The following is a 15,461-nucleotide window of genomic DNA, read 5'->3' as shown; positions in this document are numbered from 1 at the left end:
CCGCCGTGATGGTGCATTTTCAGAAAGGAAGTCCATTTATGGCAGAACAGGAAACGAAAAAACTGATTTTCAGCGGCATTCAGCCTACGGGTACCTTTACCCTGGGCAATTATATCGGTGCCATCCGCAACTGGGGACCGCTCCAGGATGAATACCGCTGTGTTTATTGCGTGGTAGATATGCACGCTATCACCGTCCGTCAGGATCCGGTGAAGCTGCGCCAGAACAGCTTACAGGCATATGCCCTGCTGCTGGCGTGCGGCATTGACCTGGAAAAGTCCATCCTCTTTATTCAGAGCCATGTGCGTACCCATGCAGAACTGAGCTGGATCCTCAGCTGCAATACCCAGTTCGGCGAGCTGTCCCGTATGACACAGTTCAAAGACAAGAGCCAGAAGCATCCCGATGATGTCAACGCTGGTCTCTTTACCTATCCCGTACTTATGGCGGCAGATATTCTTGCGTATAACGCAGACCTGGTGCCTGTTGGCGTAGACCAGAAGCAGCACCTGGAACTGACACGTGACATTGCACAGCGGTTCAACCAGCGCTACGGTGAATTCTTCACCCTGCCGGAGCCGTACATTCCGCCGGTGGGGGCAAAGATCATGTCCCTCCAGGAACCGACGAAGAAGATGTCCAAGTCCGATACCAACCCCAACGCCTGCATCCTCATTCTGGATGACAAGGATACCATTATCCGCAAGTGCAAGCGTGCTGTCACCGACAGCGAAGCAGAGGTGCGCTATGCAGAGGGCAAGGACGGCATCAACAACCTCATGACCATCTACTCCAGCGTGACCGGCAAGGATTTCGCTGCCATCGAACGGGAATTCGAGGGCAAGGGTTATGGTGACTTCAAGCTGGCTGTGGGCGAAGCCGTGGCAGATCATCTGCGTCCCATGCAGGAGACCTATGCAAGACTCATTGCAGACAAGGCATATCTCAAGGAATGCTACACGGCATCCGATGCAAAGGCGCTGGCATATTCGTCCCGTATCGTGCGCAAGGTGTACCGGAAGGTCGGCTTTGTAGATGCAAACTGATTGAATTACATGCAATCCCACTGTAGGGGCGGATATCATCCGCCCGCCGTATTCCCGACATTGTACAATGCAGTGCAAATGTAGGGGCGAACATTGTTCGCCCGTTGGCTTATCCTTTTGAAGAAAGTGGAAGTGCGGGCGACCAAAGGTCGCCCCTACAATGGGGTTTCTCTTAGATTCTTCGGGGACGGCGGGAGCAAGCCCCCGCCCTACGCTTCTGGTTTTCAAACCAAAAGTAAAGCTTTAGGTGGGATAGCCTAGTAGGGGTGAACATTGTTCGCCCGTGGGTGAATCTCCATCCATTTGCGGGTGAACACAGTCCGCCCCTACAGTTTTCCTGTGAGAAATCAGCATAACCCATTCGGAGGTGCAATATGATACCATACGAAATGAAAGACCGCTATACCATAAACGACCTGGCGGAGATCGTCATGCTCCTGCGCAGTGAGGACGGCTGTCCCTGGGACAAGGAACAGACCCACGAGTCCATCCGCAGCGGTCTGATTGAAGAGACCTATGAGGTCATTGAAGCCATTGACCAGAAAGACCCCGAACTGCTCCGGGAAGAACTAGGGGATCTGCTGTTGCAGGTGGTATTCCACGCCCAACTGGAACAGGAACAGAATTCCTTCACCCTGGACGATGTGTGCACGGATATCTGCAAAAAGATGATTCTCCGCCATCCCCACGTGTTCAGCACCACCCAGGCAGATACCACGGAAGAGGTACTCAAAAACTGGGAGGCGATCAAGGAGGAATCCAAGCACCAGACCACACGCACCCAGACCCTGGAATCTGTGGCAAAGACATTGCCGGCGCTCATGCGTGCCCAGAAGGTCAACAAGCGTGCTGTCAAAAACGATCTCCAGTTTTTGTGCAATGAATTTGCCCTCGCCAGCGTCACAGAATGCAAAAATGCACTGGAACGTGCCATGCATATGGAAGATCAGGCACAGATCGAGCGTGCCATGGGCGAACTGCTGTTCTGCTGTGCCGGTATGGCGCAGAAGCTGGGTATCCAGGCGGAACAGGCACTGACGGATACCACGAACCAGTTCATTCGCTGCTTCGGTGCAGTGGAAGAAGCTTGCGTCCGGGAAGATCGTCCTCTGGAATCCCTGAGCCGCAGCGAGTGGGTGGAGCTCTGGCAAAAATCCAAACGTTCTATGGAGGAGGAAAACAACCATGCGGCTGGATAAATATCTGAAAATTTCCCGTCTCATTAAGCGCCGTACTGTTGCCAATGAGGCATGCGACGCCGGAAAGGTTCTCGTCAACGACAAGATTGCCCGGGCATCCTATGATGTCAAGGTGGGTGATGTCATCGAGATCCAGATGGGACAAAAGGCACTGAAAGTACGTGTGGAACAGGTTTCCGACGTGGTGCGCAAGGAAGATGCGGCGGCATTGTATGCCGTTCTTTCCTGAAAAAACAAATCAGACTGCCACCGGATAATGGGGATTTATCCCTCTTCGGCGGCAGTTTTTCTGTATTCTTCGCAGTAAGATTTTTCCACGCAGTTTCGCAGTTTCTTCCTGTTCTGGGATAATTTTCATGGCGCTGCCGGATGCTATGAGTAGTTTGCATAAAATGCACATTGTTTTCTGTGAAATCTTGTGAGAATAGTACATTGACAGAATGCTACAAAAGATGATATAATTTTAATATAGTTTGACGAATGCTTGAGGGGGCATTCGTGCACAGAGAATTGCTCTGAAAGTATACCGGCGAATAAAGACGATTTTGCCGTACGGAGAAGGGACAGTTTATCCGGGACAGACGGTGCTCAGAGCGTTTTTTGTACGTGACGGATATGTGTGTGTTGAAACTTCGGAGGGTATTTATGGAAAATTTAGGCTATTTGCTGCAAGATGAGGATATGCCGCAGACAGTGAAGCGGCGTGCAGAAAGCACCAGACCTGGTTCACTTCAACTGGAAAATGTTTCAAAAAAATACTTATTTACGAAACGGCTGATGGATGTTGTGGCATCGTCGTTTGCCATTGTGATTCTGGCGATTCCCATGCTGCTGATCTCTCTGGTGATTTTTTTACAGGACTTCCACAGTCCGCTGTTCAAGCAGGTGCGTGTCACAAAGGACGGCAGATTTTTTACCATGTACAAGTTCCGCACCATGTGTGTGGATGCAGAGCAGAAGCTGGAGGAACTGCGCCAGCAGAACGAAGCGGACGGTCCTGTATTCAAGATGAAGAAAGACCCCCGTGTGACGCCCATCGGCAGATTCCTGCGGAAAACCAGCCTGGACGAGCTGCCCCAGTTCTTTAATGTACTGAATGGCACCATGAGCCTGGTGGGACCTCGCCCGCCTCTTCCTCGTGAGGTAGAGCAGTACACCCCTTATCAGATGCACCGGCTGGATGCAAAGGGCGGTATCACATGTTACTGGCAGTGCTCCGGCAGAAGCAACATTATGTTTGACGAATGGGTAGAACTGGATCTGAAGTACATTCGTGACCGTTCTGTTTCCACAGATATCAAGATTCTGGGGAAAACAGTGGTTGCTGTGCTGCGCCGGGATGGTGCGGCGTAAATTCATAGAAATTGCGAACAGCGTGGTGGTTACACTGCGCTGTTTTTTGTGTTGATTTGATCACGCAAATCAATTTTTGTGAAATATGGATTATTGTAGGGGCGACCATTGGTCGCCCGTTGCGGTTTGCCTGGATTTTTGGCGGGCGAACAATGTTCGCCCCTACATAAAATGATTCATTTTACAGCATATAATTTAAGGCAACACCGCACAAAGAGCGCCTAGCGGCTTTGCACGTCATATGCTTGCATATTTTCCGTCATATTTCACAAAAATGCTCGTGAATACAAAAAGTATTCACTCCGCTTTTTGTTTCATCTGACGAAAAATCTGACGGCGCATCTGACGCACAATCTTTGTGCGGTATTGCCTTAAAAATTGATTTGCGTGTGATTTGATAACTCTTCCTTGACATACTGTACCAGAATATGCTATACTTAAAATAGGATAATTATACCCTAAGGGTAATGCAGAAAGGAGGGAGTGCCGTTGCGTGAAATACTGCGGCACAGCCTGCGTCTGTTGACGCTGCTGTTGCTGGCGTTTGTACAATTCTGGATGCCGTGCTGTCAGACGGTATCTGCTGTGGACGATTCCTGGCAGCTGTACCAGGACATGATCTATTATGCTGTAACACCGCGGAATGAAGTGATCATCAAAAGTGCCCGGGCATCTGTGACTGAAGCGGTACTCCCGGCGGAAATTGACGGCTGTCCTGTGACAGAGATCGCAAGCTATGCCTTTAAAGACTGTACCCGGCTCACCACTGTGACACTGCCAGAAACGGTACAGAAAATCGGTGCCTTTGCCTTTAAAGACTGCACGCGATTGGAAAATCTGACCATACCTGATACAGTAGGGGAGATCGGATGGGGCGCTGTGCTGGGCACGCTTTGGCTCAAACAGCGAAAGGAAAACTTTGTCATTGCCGGACAGGGCATTCTTCTGGCATATGCCGGCACAGATGCGCAAGTGACAGTACCTGAGGGCGTCCGTGCCATTGGCGGCTATGCCTTCAATTCCTGCGATATGGTGGAGACGATCACACTGCCGTCTACGCTGGTTTCCATTGATGCCTTTGCCTTTGACAACTGCAAGGGGCTGCGGCAGATCACCATTCCTGATGGTGTGGAAACCATTGGAGAATATGCGTTCCACTGGTGTATTTCCCTTCGTGAAATTCAACTGCCCGACAGTGTCCGCAGTGTAGACGGTCATGCTTTTCAGTTCTGCAAAGCATTGGAAACGGTGACCCTTTCCAATGCCATGACCCAGATCAACAATACGCTGTTTCAGGGCTGTTCCAGTCTGGTTTCCGTACAGATTCCGGACAGCGTTTCTGTGATCTATAACTATGCTTTTCAGAATTGCACTGCACTGAAAAATGTGGAGATACCGGCGTCTGTGACAGAGATCGGCTCCAATGTATTCGATGGCTGTACGGCATTGGAAAAACTGTCCATCCTGAATCCTCAGTGCCGTATTTATGATGCAGAGCGAACCATAGAAAAGGCGGCGAATATCTACGGCATGGCAGAGTCCACCGCCCACGTCTACGCCCAGAAATATACCCGTGCATTCGTACCCATGGATCGTATCAGAGGAGACGTGGACGGCGATGGAAAACTGACTGCCCAGGATGCCTATGAGGTATTGCTCCTGTATGCACAGATGTCCGTGGGAACGGAGGCGGCATGGACGGATATACAGCTGTATGTTGCCGATTATGACGAGAACGGCATTGTGGACGGCACAGATGCCTATGAGATCCTTGTTACTTATGCAAAGCAGTCTGTGTCTGTACAGACCAATGGAGAAGAGAAATAAGACAAGGCAACACCGCACAAAGAGCGCCTGACGGCTTTGCACGTCATATGCTTGCATCTTTTGCGTCATATTTCACAAAAATGCTCGTGAATACACAAAGTATTCACTGCGATTTTTGTTTCATCTGACAAAAAATCTGACAAAGTTTATGCTCGCAGAGTACATCTGACGCACAATCTTTGTGCGGTATTGCCACAAGTTTTTGGGGAATTGCGGCAGCAGTCAAATGCTGCTGAAAGAAAATTATTTTTGAAAGGAGTGGTTCATATGCGGAAAAATAGCTGGAAACGCCTGCAAGCTGTTTTCATGGCAGCAGTGGTCAGTATGACTTCTTTGATCATGATGCCGGAATGCGTACAGGCAGAGGAAACTTCGTCTGAAACAACGGCTGTTATGGCATATGATTCCGTTTATTACACACTTGATATTTTAGGAAACGCAGTGATCACCGGCGGCGATGAGACATGCGAAGCCATCGAGATTCCGGAGGTCATTGACGGGCATGTGGTCACAGAGATCGCACAGGAGGCGTTTGCTGGAAACGAAACCCTTCAGTCGGTGTATATTCCTTCCAGCGTGACAACCATCGGCGACCATGCGTTTTCTGATTGTTCCAATCTGGCAGAAGTTGGGGGAGCTTCTTCTGCCATCTATGTGGGACAGGAAGTTCTGGAGGGAACCCAGTGGCAGAATACCTGCAAGACCGATCTGGCAGTGCTGGGCGGCAGGATCGCCGTAGATGTGCTCCGTGAGCGTGCTTCTGTCACGATACCCACTGGTGTGGAAGTGCTTGCAGACCGACTGTTTCAGGAAAATGAAACTGTGGTGCAGGTGGAAATGCCCAAAAGCGTTTTGTATGTGGGAAGCAGCTGCTTTGCATATTGCAGTGCATTGTCAGAAGTACATTTTTCCTCCGGTCTGCGCCAGATCCGTTCCAACGCATTCTATGAGTGCACATCACTGGAAATGGCGGATTTTCCCAGCACCCTGATCTCCATCGGCGACCAGGCGTTCTATGGCTGTACTGCCATGGAGTCCGTTTCCTTCGGCAGCGGACTGCGCACTATCGGCAATTCTACTTTTGAATCCTGTACCGCCCTGCGGCTTCTGGTGCTGCCTGCTTCGCTGACAAGCATGGGGTCTTTTGCGTTCTCCAACTGCACAGCACTTTATATGATGGTGATTTCAGGAAAGCTGGAAAAGATCCCGGCGTGTGCGTTCTCCGGGTGTAAAATGCTGGAATATGCTGCCCTGGCAGACAGTGTGCAGATCATCGGTGACTATGCTTTTAATGACTGCACCAGTCTCCGTGTCATCAATATGCCGGAGAATCTCAGCGAGATCGGTTCCTATGCCTTTTCCATGTGTACCAGTCTCATAGATCTGGAACTGCCCGATTCGGTGCGCACGGTGGGGAAGGACGCATTCTTTAAGACAGGCTGGATGGAACAGCAGGAGGGCACCTGGGTGATCTGCGGCGGCGTACTTCTGGAGTACCGGGGCAATGCAGAAATGATCGTCATTCCCCAGGATGTGCACACCATCGGCAGCGGCTTTCTGGCAAACCATTCCAACGTGGTGCGCGTGGTATTGCCATCAGGTATGACGAATGTCAATGCCGATGCATTTCTGGGCTGTGAGACCATCCGGCAGGTGGATTTTTCTGCCACTGTCACCAGCATCGAAAACGGTGCTTTTCAGGATTGCACTGCACTCCAGACCATTACAGGCATGACCGCTGTGGAAACCATCGGCGATGGCGCATTTCAGGGTTGTACGGCACTGCGGGAAATCACCCTGCCGGCTGGACTTGTGACCATCGGGACAGACGCCTTCCGGGACTGCACCAGTCTGAAAATCGTCCAGCTGCCTGCTACACTCGCCACCATAGGGGACAGAGCCTTTTATGGATGCACATCTCTGGAGAAAAAACAGGATAATCTTCAGACGGAAAACACGTGCCTGACAGAGATCGGCTCAGAGGTTTTTGCAAATTGCTGCAGCCTGGGTGCACTGATCCTGCCGGCAACACTGACTTCGATACGGGCGGATTCCTTTACAGGCTGTGACGGCGTTACTTTTGCATTTCTGAGCCAGGATACAGTGATCCCCATGGAGGAATCCACGTTTCCTGCAAGCTGTCCTTTGCAGGGGTATGAGGACTCTACCATCCAGCAGTATGCACAGAAATTTGACCGCCAGTTCACCCTGCTGAATGGAGCTTCGGAAACAACTTCTGCTACGACAACTGTAACCAGTACGGCTGTTATGACAACAACAATACGGCAAACAGAGACAGAAGCGGATACGGCATCTGTTACGACAACCACCTCCTCTGTCACCATGCCGCCGTTTATTACAGGAGATTCCTTCACCGCCACAACGACCACTACAACGACAAATACCACACAGGAAACAGCAGAAAGATCGAGTTCTGCCGCAGAGACCACAACGGATGAAACATGGCAGAGCACCACGGCTGTTTCCAGAACAGAGGAGACCCTGGATACCACAATGTCCCAGACCGTGACCACGGAAAACACCGGTACAGAGGCTACCATAATAACGGAATCTACCGCTTCGGATACCACAACTGCTGTGCAGTCGACCATGACCGAAACAACAGTTACAACGACCATACGGCTCACAACGGCTGAAACTTTCACCACCACTTCTGTTGCCACGACGGCAGCAACAGATACGACGCTTTCTATGACACAGACGACAGTCACATCGGAAACCAATGCCTCCGGCGAACTATCGAAGGGCGATGCCAACGGAGACGGCAGGATCGATGCAGACGATGCTTATCTGGCACTTGTGATTTATGCACAGCTTTCTGTGGGTATGGATGTGACAGCGGATGAGCCGACATTGTATCGGATGGATGTGGATCAGGACGGCGAGGTTTCACCGGACGATGCCTATCAGATCTTGTGGTTCTATGCCATGCAGTCTGTGGGAATGCCCATGGATGTTTCCCAGTGGCTGGAACAGATTCGGCGCATCATAATATAGTAAACACGCAGACGGGACGGCATATGCAGTTCCGTCTGCTTTTTTTATTTGTAAATGTAAATTTTTTGAAAACACGTTGACATAGGCGGCGCTTTGTGCTACAATAGGAAGGCATGCGGCGGTCATGTGCTGTCGCTGTCAATTCATTTTTTTGCAAAGGAGGAAAATTATGCCTACGTTTAATCAGTTGGTTCGGAAAGGAAGAAAGGTACAGCAGTACAAGTCTACCGCTCCGGCACTGCAGAAGGGCTATAATGCCAAGAAGAAAGTGACCACAAATCAGAGTTCTCCGCAGAAGAGAGGCGTCTGCACCGCAGTTCGTACTGCGACCCCGAAGAAGCCGAACTCCGCTATGAGAAAGATTGCCAGAGTTAAGCTGACAAACGGCTATGAGGTTACTTCGTACATTCCGGGTATCGGCCATAATCTGCAGGAACACAGCGTTGTTCTGATTCGTGGCGGCCGTGTAAAGGACCTGCCTGGTGTGCGTTACCACATCATCCGCGGTACTCTCGATGCACAGGGCGTTGCAAACAGAATGCAGGCTCGCTCGAAGTACGGCGCTAAGAAGCCGAAGGCTGGCAAGAAGTAATTTCTAAAAGCAGATACTTCGGTCAAACCATTCGAACAGGAGCAGCTTTGCTCCGGTGAAACAGGAAGCTTTATAGATCACCACGGGAACTGTGGAGATATGAATATAGATGGCGTATATGCGCCGTGCGTATTCCTCTCCATTGGCCCTGACGGTCGGCGGCGCTGCCGCCCGATTGAGTACCTGTGAATTCATGAATCATGTGAAGGAGGGAAGCGAAAATGCCAAGAAGAGGTAAGATCGCAAAACGTGACGTGCTGGAGGATCCGATTTATAACTCCAAGCTCGTAACCCGTCTCATCAACAATGTGATGATCGACGGTAAAAAGGGCGTTGCCCAGAAGATTGTTTACGGTGCATTTGATATTGTCGCTGAAAAGACCGGCAAGGATGCACTTGAAATGTTCCAGCAGGCAATGGAAAACGTAATGCCGGTTCTGGAAGTAAAGGCTCGCCGTATGGGCGGTGCCACCTACCAGGTTCCGATGGAAGTCCGTCCGGAACGCCGTCAGACTCTCGGTCTGCGCTGGATCACCAAGTATTCCAGACTGCGTAACGAGAAGACAATGAAGGAGCGTCTGGCAGGAGAGATCCTCGACGCACTGAACAACACCGGCGGTGCCTGCAAGAAGCGTGACGATACACACAAGATGGCAGAGGCAAACAAGGCGTTTGCACACTACCGCTGGTAAGCGCACTGCGCTTCGGGAAAAGGAGGATCATCTATGGCTAGAGATTGTTCCCTGGAAAAAACCAGAAATATCGGTATCATGGCGCACATCGATGCCGGTAAGACCACTACAACAGAGCGTATTCTGTTCTACACCGGTATCAACCATAAGATCGGCGAGACCCACGAGGGTGCTGCTACTATGGACTGGATGGCACAGGAGCAGGAGCGTGGTATCACTATCACATCCGCTGCAACCACCGCATACTGGGCAGGTCACAGAATCAACATCATTGATACCCCGGGTCACGTGGACTTTACCGTTGAGGTAGAGCGTTCCCTGCGTGTACTGGACGGCTCTGTTACCGTATTTTGCGCAAAGGGCGGCGTAGAACCCCAGTCTGAAACCGTATGGCGTCAGGCTGATAAGTATCAGGTTCCCCGCATGGCATATGTCAATAAGATGGACATCATGGGTGCCGATTTCTACCGCGTTGTAGACATGATGCACGACAGACTGAAGTGTAATGCTGTTCCGATCCAGCTGCCTATCGGTGCTGAGGACGAGTTTAAGGGCATCATCGACCTGGTTGAAATGAAGGCATATGTATACTATGATGACCTGGGCAAGGATATCCGCGTGGAAGAAATTCCGGAGGATATGAAGGAAAAGGCTGAGGAATATCGTCAGAACCTGATGGAGCATGTGGCTGAACAGGATGACGAGCTCATGGAGAAGTTCTTCGCTGACGAAGAGATCACCATCGACGAGATCAAGGCCTGCATCCGTAAGTCTACTATCGCAAACACCATGGTACCGGTTGTATGCGGTACCTCTTACCGCAACAAGGGCGTACAGAAGCTCCTGGACGCTGTTGTGGATTATATGCCGTCTCCGCTGGACGTTCCCGCAATCAAGGGCGTTGACGCTGAGACAGGCGAAGAGTGCGAGCGCCACTCTTCCGATGACGAGCCGTTCTCCGCTCTGGCATTCAAGATCGCAACTGACCCCTTCGTAGGTAAGCTGTGCTTCTTCCGTGTATATTCCGGTACCGTAAATGCCGGCGATACCGTTCTGAACGCTACCAAGGACAACAAGGAGCGTATGGGTCGTATCGTACAGATGCACGCAAACCACAGAAAGGATATCGAAACTGTTTACGCAGGCGATATCGCTGCCGTTGTTGGTCTGAAGAATACCACCACCGGTGATACACTCTGTGACGAAAAGCACCCGGTTATCCTGGAATCCATGGAATTCCCGGAGCCGGTTATCCAGCTGGCGATCGAGCCGAAGACCAAGGCTGGTCAGGACAAGATGGGGATTGCGCTGGCAAAGCTGGCAGAAGAAGACCCGACCTTCCGTACCTGGACAGACGAGGAAACCGGTCAGACCATTATCGCCGGCATGGGCGAGCTGCACCTGGATATCATCGTAGACCGTCTGCTCCGTGAGTTCAAGGTAGAAGCAAACGTTGGTGCACCCCAGGTATCCTACAAGGAAACCATCAAGGGCAATGCCGATGTGGACTACAAGTACAAGAAGCAGTCTGGTGGTTCCGGTCAGTACGGTCACGTTAAGATCCGTGTTGAGCCTAACGAGTCCGGTAAAGGCTATGAGTTCACCAACAAGGTTGTCGGCGGTGCCATCCCGAAGGAATATATTCCGGCTGTCGATGCAGGTATCCGCGGCGCAATGCAGGCAGGTATCCTGGCAGGCTATGAGGTCGTTGACGTAAAGGTTGAGCTGTACGATGGATCCTATCACGAAGTTGACTCTTCGGAAATGGCATTCAAGATCGCTGGTTCTATTGCATTCAAGGAAGCAATGAAGCAGGCACAGCCCATCCTCATGGAACCGATCATGAAGGTTTCCGTTACCGTTCCGGACGATTACACCGGTACTGTTATCGGCGACCTGAGTTCCCGTCGTGGACAGATCCAGGGTCAGGAATCCCGTACAGGTACTGTACAGGTTGACGCTCTGGTGCCGCTGTCCGAAATGTTCGGCTATACCAGCGACTTGCGTTCCAACACACAGGGCCGTGGTCAGTATTCCATGGAACCCCACAGCTATCAGGAAGTTCCGAAGAATATCGCCGAAAAAATCATGTCTTCCAGAAAGAAATAAAGTTTTTTTGAAAAATCCAATGATTTTTTCAAAAAACACTTGCAATTTTTCTCGGAATCTGCTACAATATACGTAACACTTCTCGTTAAGTGCCTTACGCTGAAATTTTTTCATTGAGGAGGATTATTCCAATGGCAAAGGCTAAATTTGAAAGAACCAAACCGCATGTAAACATTGGTACCATCGGTCACGTTGACCATGGTAAGACCACTCTGACTGCTGCGATCACAAAGACTCTGGCTCTGAAGGGTCAGGCGCAGTATGAGGCTTACGATATGATCGATAAGGCTCCGGAGGAGAGAGAGCGTGGTATCACAATCAATACTGCTCACGTAGAGTATGAGACCGATGCACGTCACTATGCACACGTTGACTGCCCGGGTCACGCTGACTACGTTAAGAACATGATCACCGGTGCAGCTCAGATGGACGGCGCTATCCTGGTAGTTGCTGCTTCTGACGGCCCGATGGCTCAGACTAAGGAGCACATCCTGTTGGCTCGTCAGGTAGGCGTACCGGCAATCGTTGTATTCATGAACAAGGCTGACCAGGTTGACGATCCGGAACTGCTGGAACTGGTTGAGATGGATATCCGTGACACCCTGAGCGAGTATGACTTCCCGGGTGATGACACTCCGATCATCACTGGTTCTGCTCTGGCTGCTCTGGAAGCTCCGGACGATCTGAGCGATCCGGCATATCAGCCGATCATCGATCTGATGAACGCTGTTGACGAGTATATCCCGACTCCGGAACGTGACGATGCAAAGCCGTTCCTGATGCCGATCGAGGATACTATGACCATCTCTGGCCGTGGTACCGTTGTTACCGGTCGTGTAGAGCGCGGAAAGCTGAACGTAAACGAGCCGGTTGAAATCGTTGGTCTGTCTGAAGAAAAGCTGAACACCGTTGTTACCGGTCTGGAAATGTTCCGTAAGTCTCTGGACTTTGCAGAAGCAGGCGATAACGTTGGTGCACTGCTCCGTGGTATCACCCGTGACCAGGTTGAGCGTGGTCAGGTTCTCTGCAAGCCGGGCTCCATTCACCCGCACACCAAGTTCAAGGGTCAGGTTTACGTTCTGAAGAAGGAAGAAGGCGGCCGTCACACACCGTTCTTCAACAACTACAGACCGCAGTTCTATTTCAGAACAACTGACGTTACCGGTATCATCACTCTGCCGGCTGACGTTGAAATGTGCACACCGGGCGATAACGTAGAGATGGACGTTGAGCTGATCTCCCCGATCGCTATCGAAGAAGGTCTGCGTTTCGCTATCCGTGAGGGCGGCAGAACTGTAGGCTCCGGCGTTGTAACTGCAATCAACGAATAATTCAATTTGCATTTTTTGTGAATTCCATGAGGGACGAGCTTCGGCTCGTCCCTTTTGTGTTACATGTATGGTTCACTTTGTGCAACCTGTATAAAAAAAAGAAAATTTTTCAGACATATTTTTTGTACCTTTCTGTTGTTGCATTCTTGCAATTTTGTCGGAGATACGGTATAATAATAACATGGCGGTGAAAAGTGGGGCGGATTCCCTAAAAGTGGGGCACCACTCCCACAGTCTGTCTGATTCTTTTGTGGAAAGGCGGCGGCGAATGTGGCTTCCCTTATGGGCACCTATTACCACAATATTGATGTAAAGGGACGCCTGAATTTTCCGACGAAGCTCCGTGAAATTTTAGGTGCGTCGTTCTATGTCACAAAGGGATTGGACCAGCCGTGTCTGACGGTGTATTCCGAAGAGGAATGGGATCGCCTTTCTGCAAAGGTGGCGCTCATTCCCGAAGCCAAGGGCAGCCAGATCAAACGCTGGCTCTTTTCCGGTGCCGGGATTCTTACGCCCGATAAACAGGGACGTGTGCTGATCCCCCAGGATCTGCGGATGTTTGCCGGACTGGAAAAGGACGTGGTGGTGATCGGTGCCAACAACAAGGCGGAGATCTGGGACAGAGCCAGATGGGATGCCCTCAATGCCGCTTTTGATGCAAAGCAGATGCTGGAAACACTGGAGGAACTGGGATTCTAAAAGGAGGCGCCCATGGAATTTGTTCATATTCCTGTTTTGTTACAGGAAGTGCTGGATGGTCTGGCAATTCGCCCCGACGGCACATATGTGGACGGCACAGTGGGCGGCGCCGGTCATGCAGTGGAAATCGCAAAGCGCCTGACAGCAGGCGGTCATCTCATCGGATTCGACCGGGACCCGGACGCAGTTGCGGTAGCCACGGAACGCCTTGCACCATATCCGGCGGAGGTAGTGCATCACAATTATGATGAAATGCAGACGGTTCTGACGGAAATGGGCGCAGCACCGGTGGACGGTGTCCTGTTGGATCTGGGCGTTTCGTCCCATCAGCTGGATGAGGAATCCCGTGGGTTTTCTTACCATGGGGATGCGCCTCTGGATATGCGCATGAGCCAGACCGGAATGACGGCGGAGGAACTGGTGAATACCGCCTCCGAGGCGGAGCTTTCCCGCATTCTCTACACCTATGGAGAGGAATCCTTTGCCCGCAGTATTGCGAGAAATATTGTGCGTGCCAGAGGGGAAAAGCCCATCCATACCACATCGGAACTGGCGGAACTTATTAAAAGCAGTGTGCCGCCGAAGGTGCGCCGTCTGAAAAATCCATGTAAAAAGTCTTTCCAGGCGATTCGTATCGCTGTCAATGGAGAGTTTGAGCACCTGGAGGCAGGTCTCCAGGCTGCATTTTCGGTGCTGAAGCCCGGCGGACGTCTTGCGGTGATTACATTTCACTCCTTGGAGGACCGGATGGTGAAACGACAGTTTGCCGCTTGGTGTCAGGGCTGTGTCTGTCCGCCGGACTTTCCGCAGTGCGTCTGTGGCAGAGTACCGGAGGCAAAGCTGGTCACAAGAAAGCCTATTGCACCTAGCGAAGAGGAATTGTCCCGGAACAGCCGGAGCCGGAGTGCAAAGCTTCGTGTTTTGGAAAGGAGCCGCTGAACGCTTATGTCGAAGCAGAAATCATCTGTACCGAAGCCGGCGGAACCGGAGGAAATCAAAGCACCCTCCAGCGGTATTTTCGTCTTTCGGATCGATCCCAGCAAACGAGGCGCTGCCTTGAAAGTGTTTATTGCCGGGGTTTTGGCGCTGCTGCTGTTCAGCGTGGTCATTAACAGCTATGTACAATTAAACGAAGTTTATTCTGAGATTTCTTCTGCCAATGCAGAACTCAACATCCTGCGCAGCGAAAATGTGCGGATGCAGACGGAATTGGAGGGAAAGGCTTCCATCAGTAATATCAAAGAGTATGCAGAGCAGCATCTGGGGCTCCAGAAGCTGGATAAATCTCAGATTCAATATATTGAGATACAGACCGATGATGAGGTCGTGATCGAAGAGGGAGAACAGAACATCTTTGTCCGGATCAAGCATAAGTTTGAAGACATTGTGGCATACCTGCGTGGCTAAGCTGCATAGAATATGGTGACATGAGATGTTCTCCAGATTTATTTTGCTGTCTATCGGCGCCGCTGTACAGCGGAATTCATACAGAAAATATGCCGTTAGTATAGACATACAGAGGAAAGAGATAATATTCGGGTGTCGGATCTGGAGTTGAATCTGACCGGGCGCACAAAAAGACCATCGGACAGATG

13 protein-coding genes are annotated in these 15,461 nt (G+C 51.0%); all 13 read left to right on the top strand.

The window, feature by feature from the left end:
• The first annotated feature begins 38 nt into the window (after nucleotides 1-38).
• The 13 genes from trpS (at nucleotide 39) to Q0418_RS10235 (ending at nucleotide 15,273) form a co-directional block, all read left to right on the top strand.
• Entirely contained in the window at nucleotides 39-1,046 is a 1,008-nt protein-coding gene (gene trpS / locus Q0418_RS10295; protein ID WP_298484047.1) for a tryptophan--tRNA ligase, read from the top strand.
• 374 nt (nucleotides 1,047-1,420) lie between these two features.
• On the top strand, nucleotides 1,421-2,245 hold the full coding sequence (gene mazG / locus Q0418_RS10290) for a nucleoside triphosphate pyrophosphohydrolase (RefSeq protein ID WP_298484046.1): 825 nt from the start codon (nucleotides 1,421-1,423) through the stop codon (nucleotides 2,243-2,245).
• Nucleotides 2,232-2,474 (top strand): RNA-binding S4 domain-containing protein, encoded by a 243-nt coding sequence (locus Q0418_RS10285; RefSeq protein ID WP_298484045.1) that lies wholly within the window; start codon nucleotides 2,232-2,234, stop codon nucleotides 2,472-2,474. Before mazG ends, Q0418_RS10285 begins: the two co-directional genes overlap by 14 nt.
• Nucleotides 2,475-2,890: 416 nt before the next feature.
• Nucleotides 2,891-3,598 (top strand): sugar transferase, encoded by a 708-nt coding sequence (locus Q0418_RS10280; protein ID WP_298484044.1) that lies wholly within the window; start codon nucleotides 2,891-2,893, stop codon nucleotides 3,596-3,598.
• A gap of 489 nt (nucleotides 3,599-4,087) precedes the next feature.
• The gene (locus Q0418_RS10275) at nucleotides 4,088-5,425 is read left to right on the top strand and encodes a leucine-rich repeat protein (protein WP_298484043.1); all 1,338 of its coding nucleotides are present in this window, start codon (nucleotides 4,088-4,090) and stop codon (nucleotides 5,423-5,425) included.
• A 267-nt stretch (nucleotides 5,426-5,692) separates the two neighbouring features.
• A complete protein-coding gene (locus tag Q0418_RS10270; RefSeq protein ID WP_298484042.1) occupies nucleotides 5,693-8,443 on the top strand; it encodes a leucine-rich repeat protein in 2,751 nt (916 codons plus the stop codon).
• A 169-nt stretch (nucleotides 8,444-8,612) separates the two neighbouring features.
• Complete coding sequence (gene rpsL, locus Q0418_RS10265; protein ID WP_295216697.1) at nucleotides 8,613-9,035, top strand: 30S ribosomal protein S12; 423 nt, start codon at nucleotides 8,613-8,615, stop codon at nucleotides 9,033-9,035.
• Nucleotides 9,036-9,256: 221 nt separating this feature from the next.
• Nucleotides 9,257-9,727, top strand: a complete 471-nt coding sequence (gene rpsG, locus Q0418_RS10260) for a 30S ribosomal protein S7 (RefSeq protein ID WP_298484041.1) — start codon at nucleotides 9,257-9,259, stop codon at nucleotides 9,725-9,727.
• 33 nt (nucleotides 9,728-9,760) lie between these two features.
• Nucleotides 9,761-11,836, top strand: a complete 2,076-nt coding sequence (gene fusA / locus Q0418_RS10255; RefSeq protein ID WP_298484040.1) for an elongation factor G — start codon at nucleotides 9,761-9,763, stop codon at nucleotides 11,834-11,836.
• A gap of 131 nt (nucleotides 11,837-11,967) precedes the next feature.
• Nucleotides 11,968-13,167, top strand: coding sequence for an elongation factor Tu (gene tuf / locus Q0418_RS10250; RefSeq protein ID WP_298484039.1), 1,200 nt, complete (start codon nucleotides 11,968-11,970; stop codon nucleotides 13,165-13,167).
• 270 nt (nucleotides 13,168-13,437) lie between these two features.
• Nucleotides 13,438-13,866, top strand: coding sequence for a division/cell wall cluster transcriptional repressor MraZ (gene mraZ / locus Q0418_RS10245; RefSeq protein WP_298484038.1), 429 nt, complete (start codon nucleotides 13,438-13,440; stop codon nucleotides 13,864-13,866).
• 12 nt (nucleotides 13,867-13,878) lie between these two features.
• Nucleotides 13,879-14,805: a 16S rRNA (cytosine(1402)-N(4))-methyltransferase RsmH gene (gene rsmH, locus Q0418_RS10240; RefSeq protein WP_298484037.1), complete on the top strand. Its 927-nt coding sequence runs from the start codon at nucleotides 13,879-13,881 to the stop codon at nucleotides 14,803-14,805.
• Nucleotides 14,806-14,811: 6 nt separating this feature from the next.
• Complete coding sequence (locus Q0418_RS10235) at nucleotides 14,812-15,273, top strand: hypothetical protein (protein ID WP_298484036.1); 462 nt, start codon at nucleotides 14,812-14,814, stop codon at nucleotides 15,271-15,273.
• The last annotated feature ends 188 nt before the right edge of the window (nucleotides 15,274-15,461 follow it).

It is taken from the genome of uncultured Ruminococcus sp. (assembly GCF_937915125.1).
In the GTDB taxonomy this organism is placed as follows: Bacteria; Bacillota; Clostridia; order Oscillospirales; family Ruminococcaceae; genus Ruminococcus_C.
This window is presented reverse-complemented; position numbering and strand designations above follow the sequence as displayed.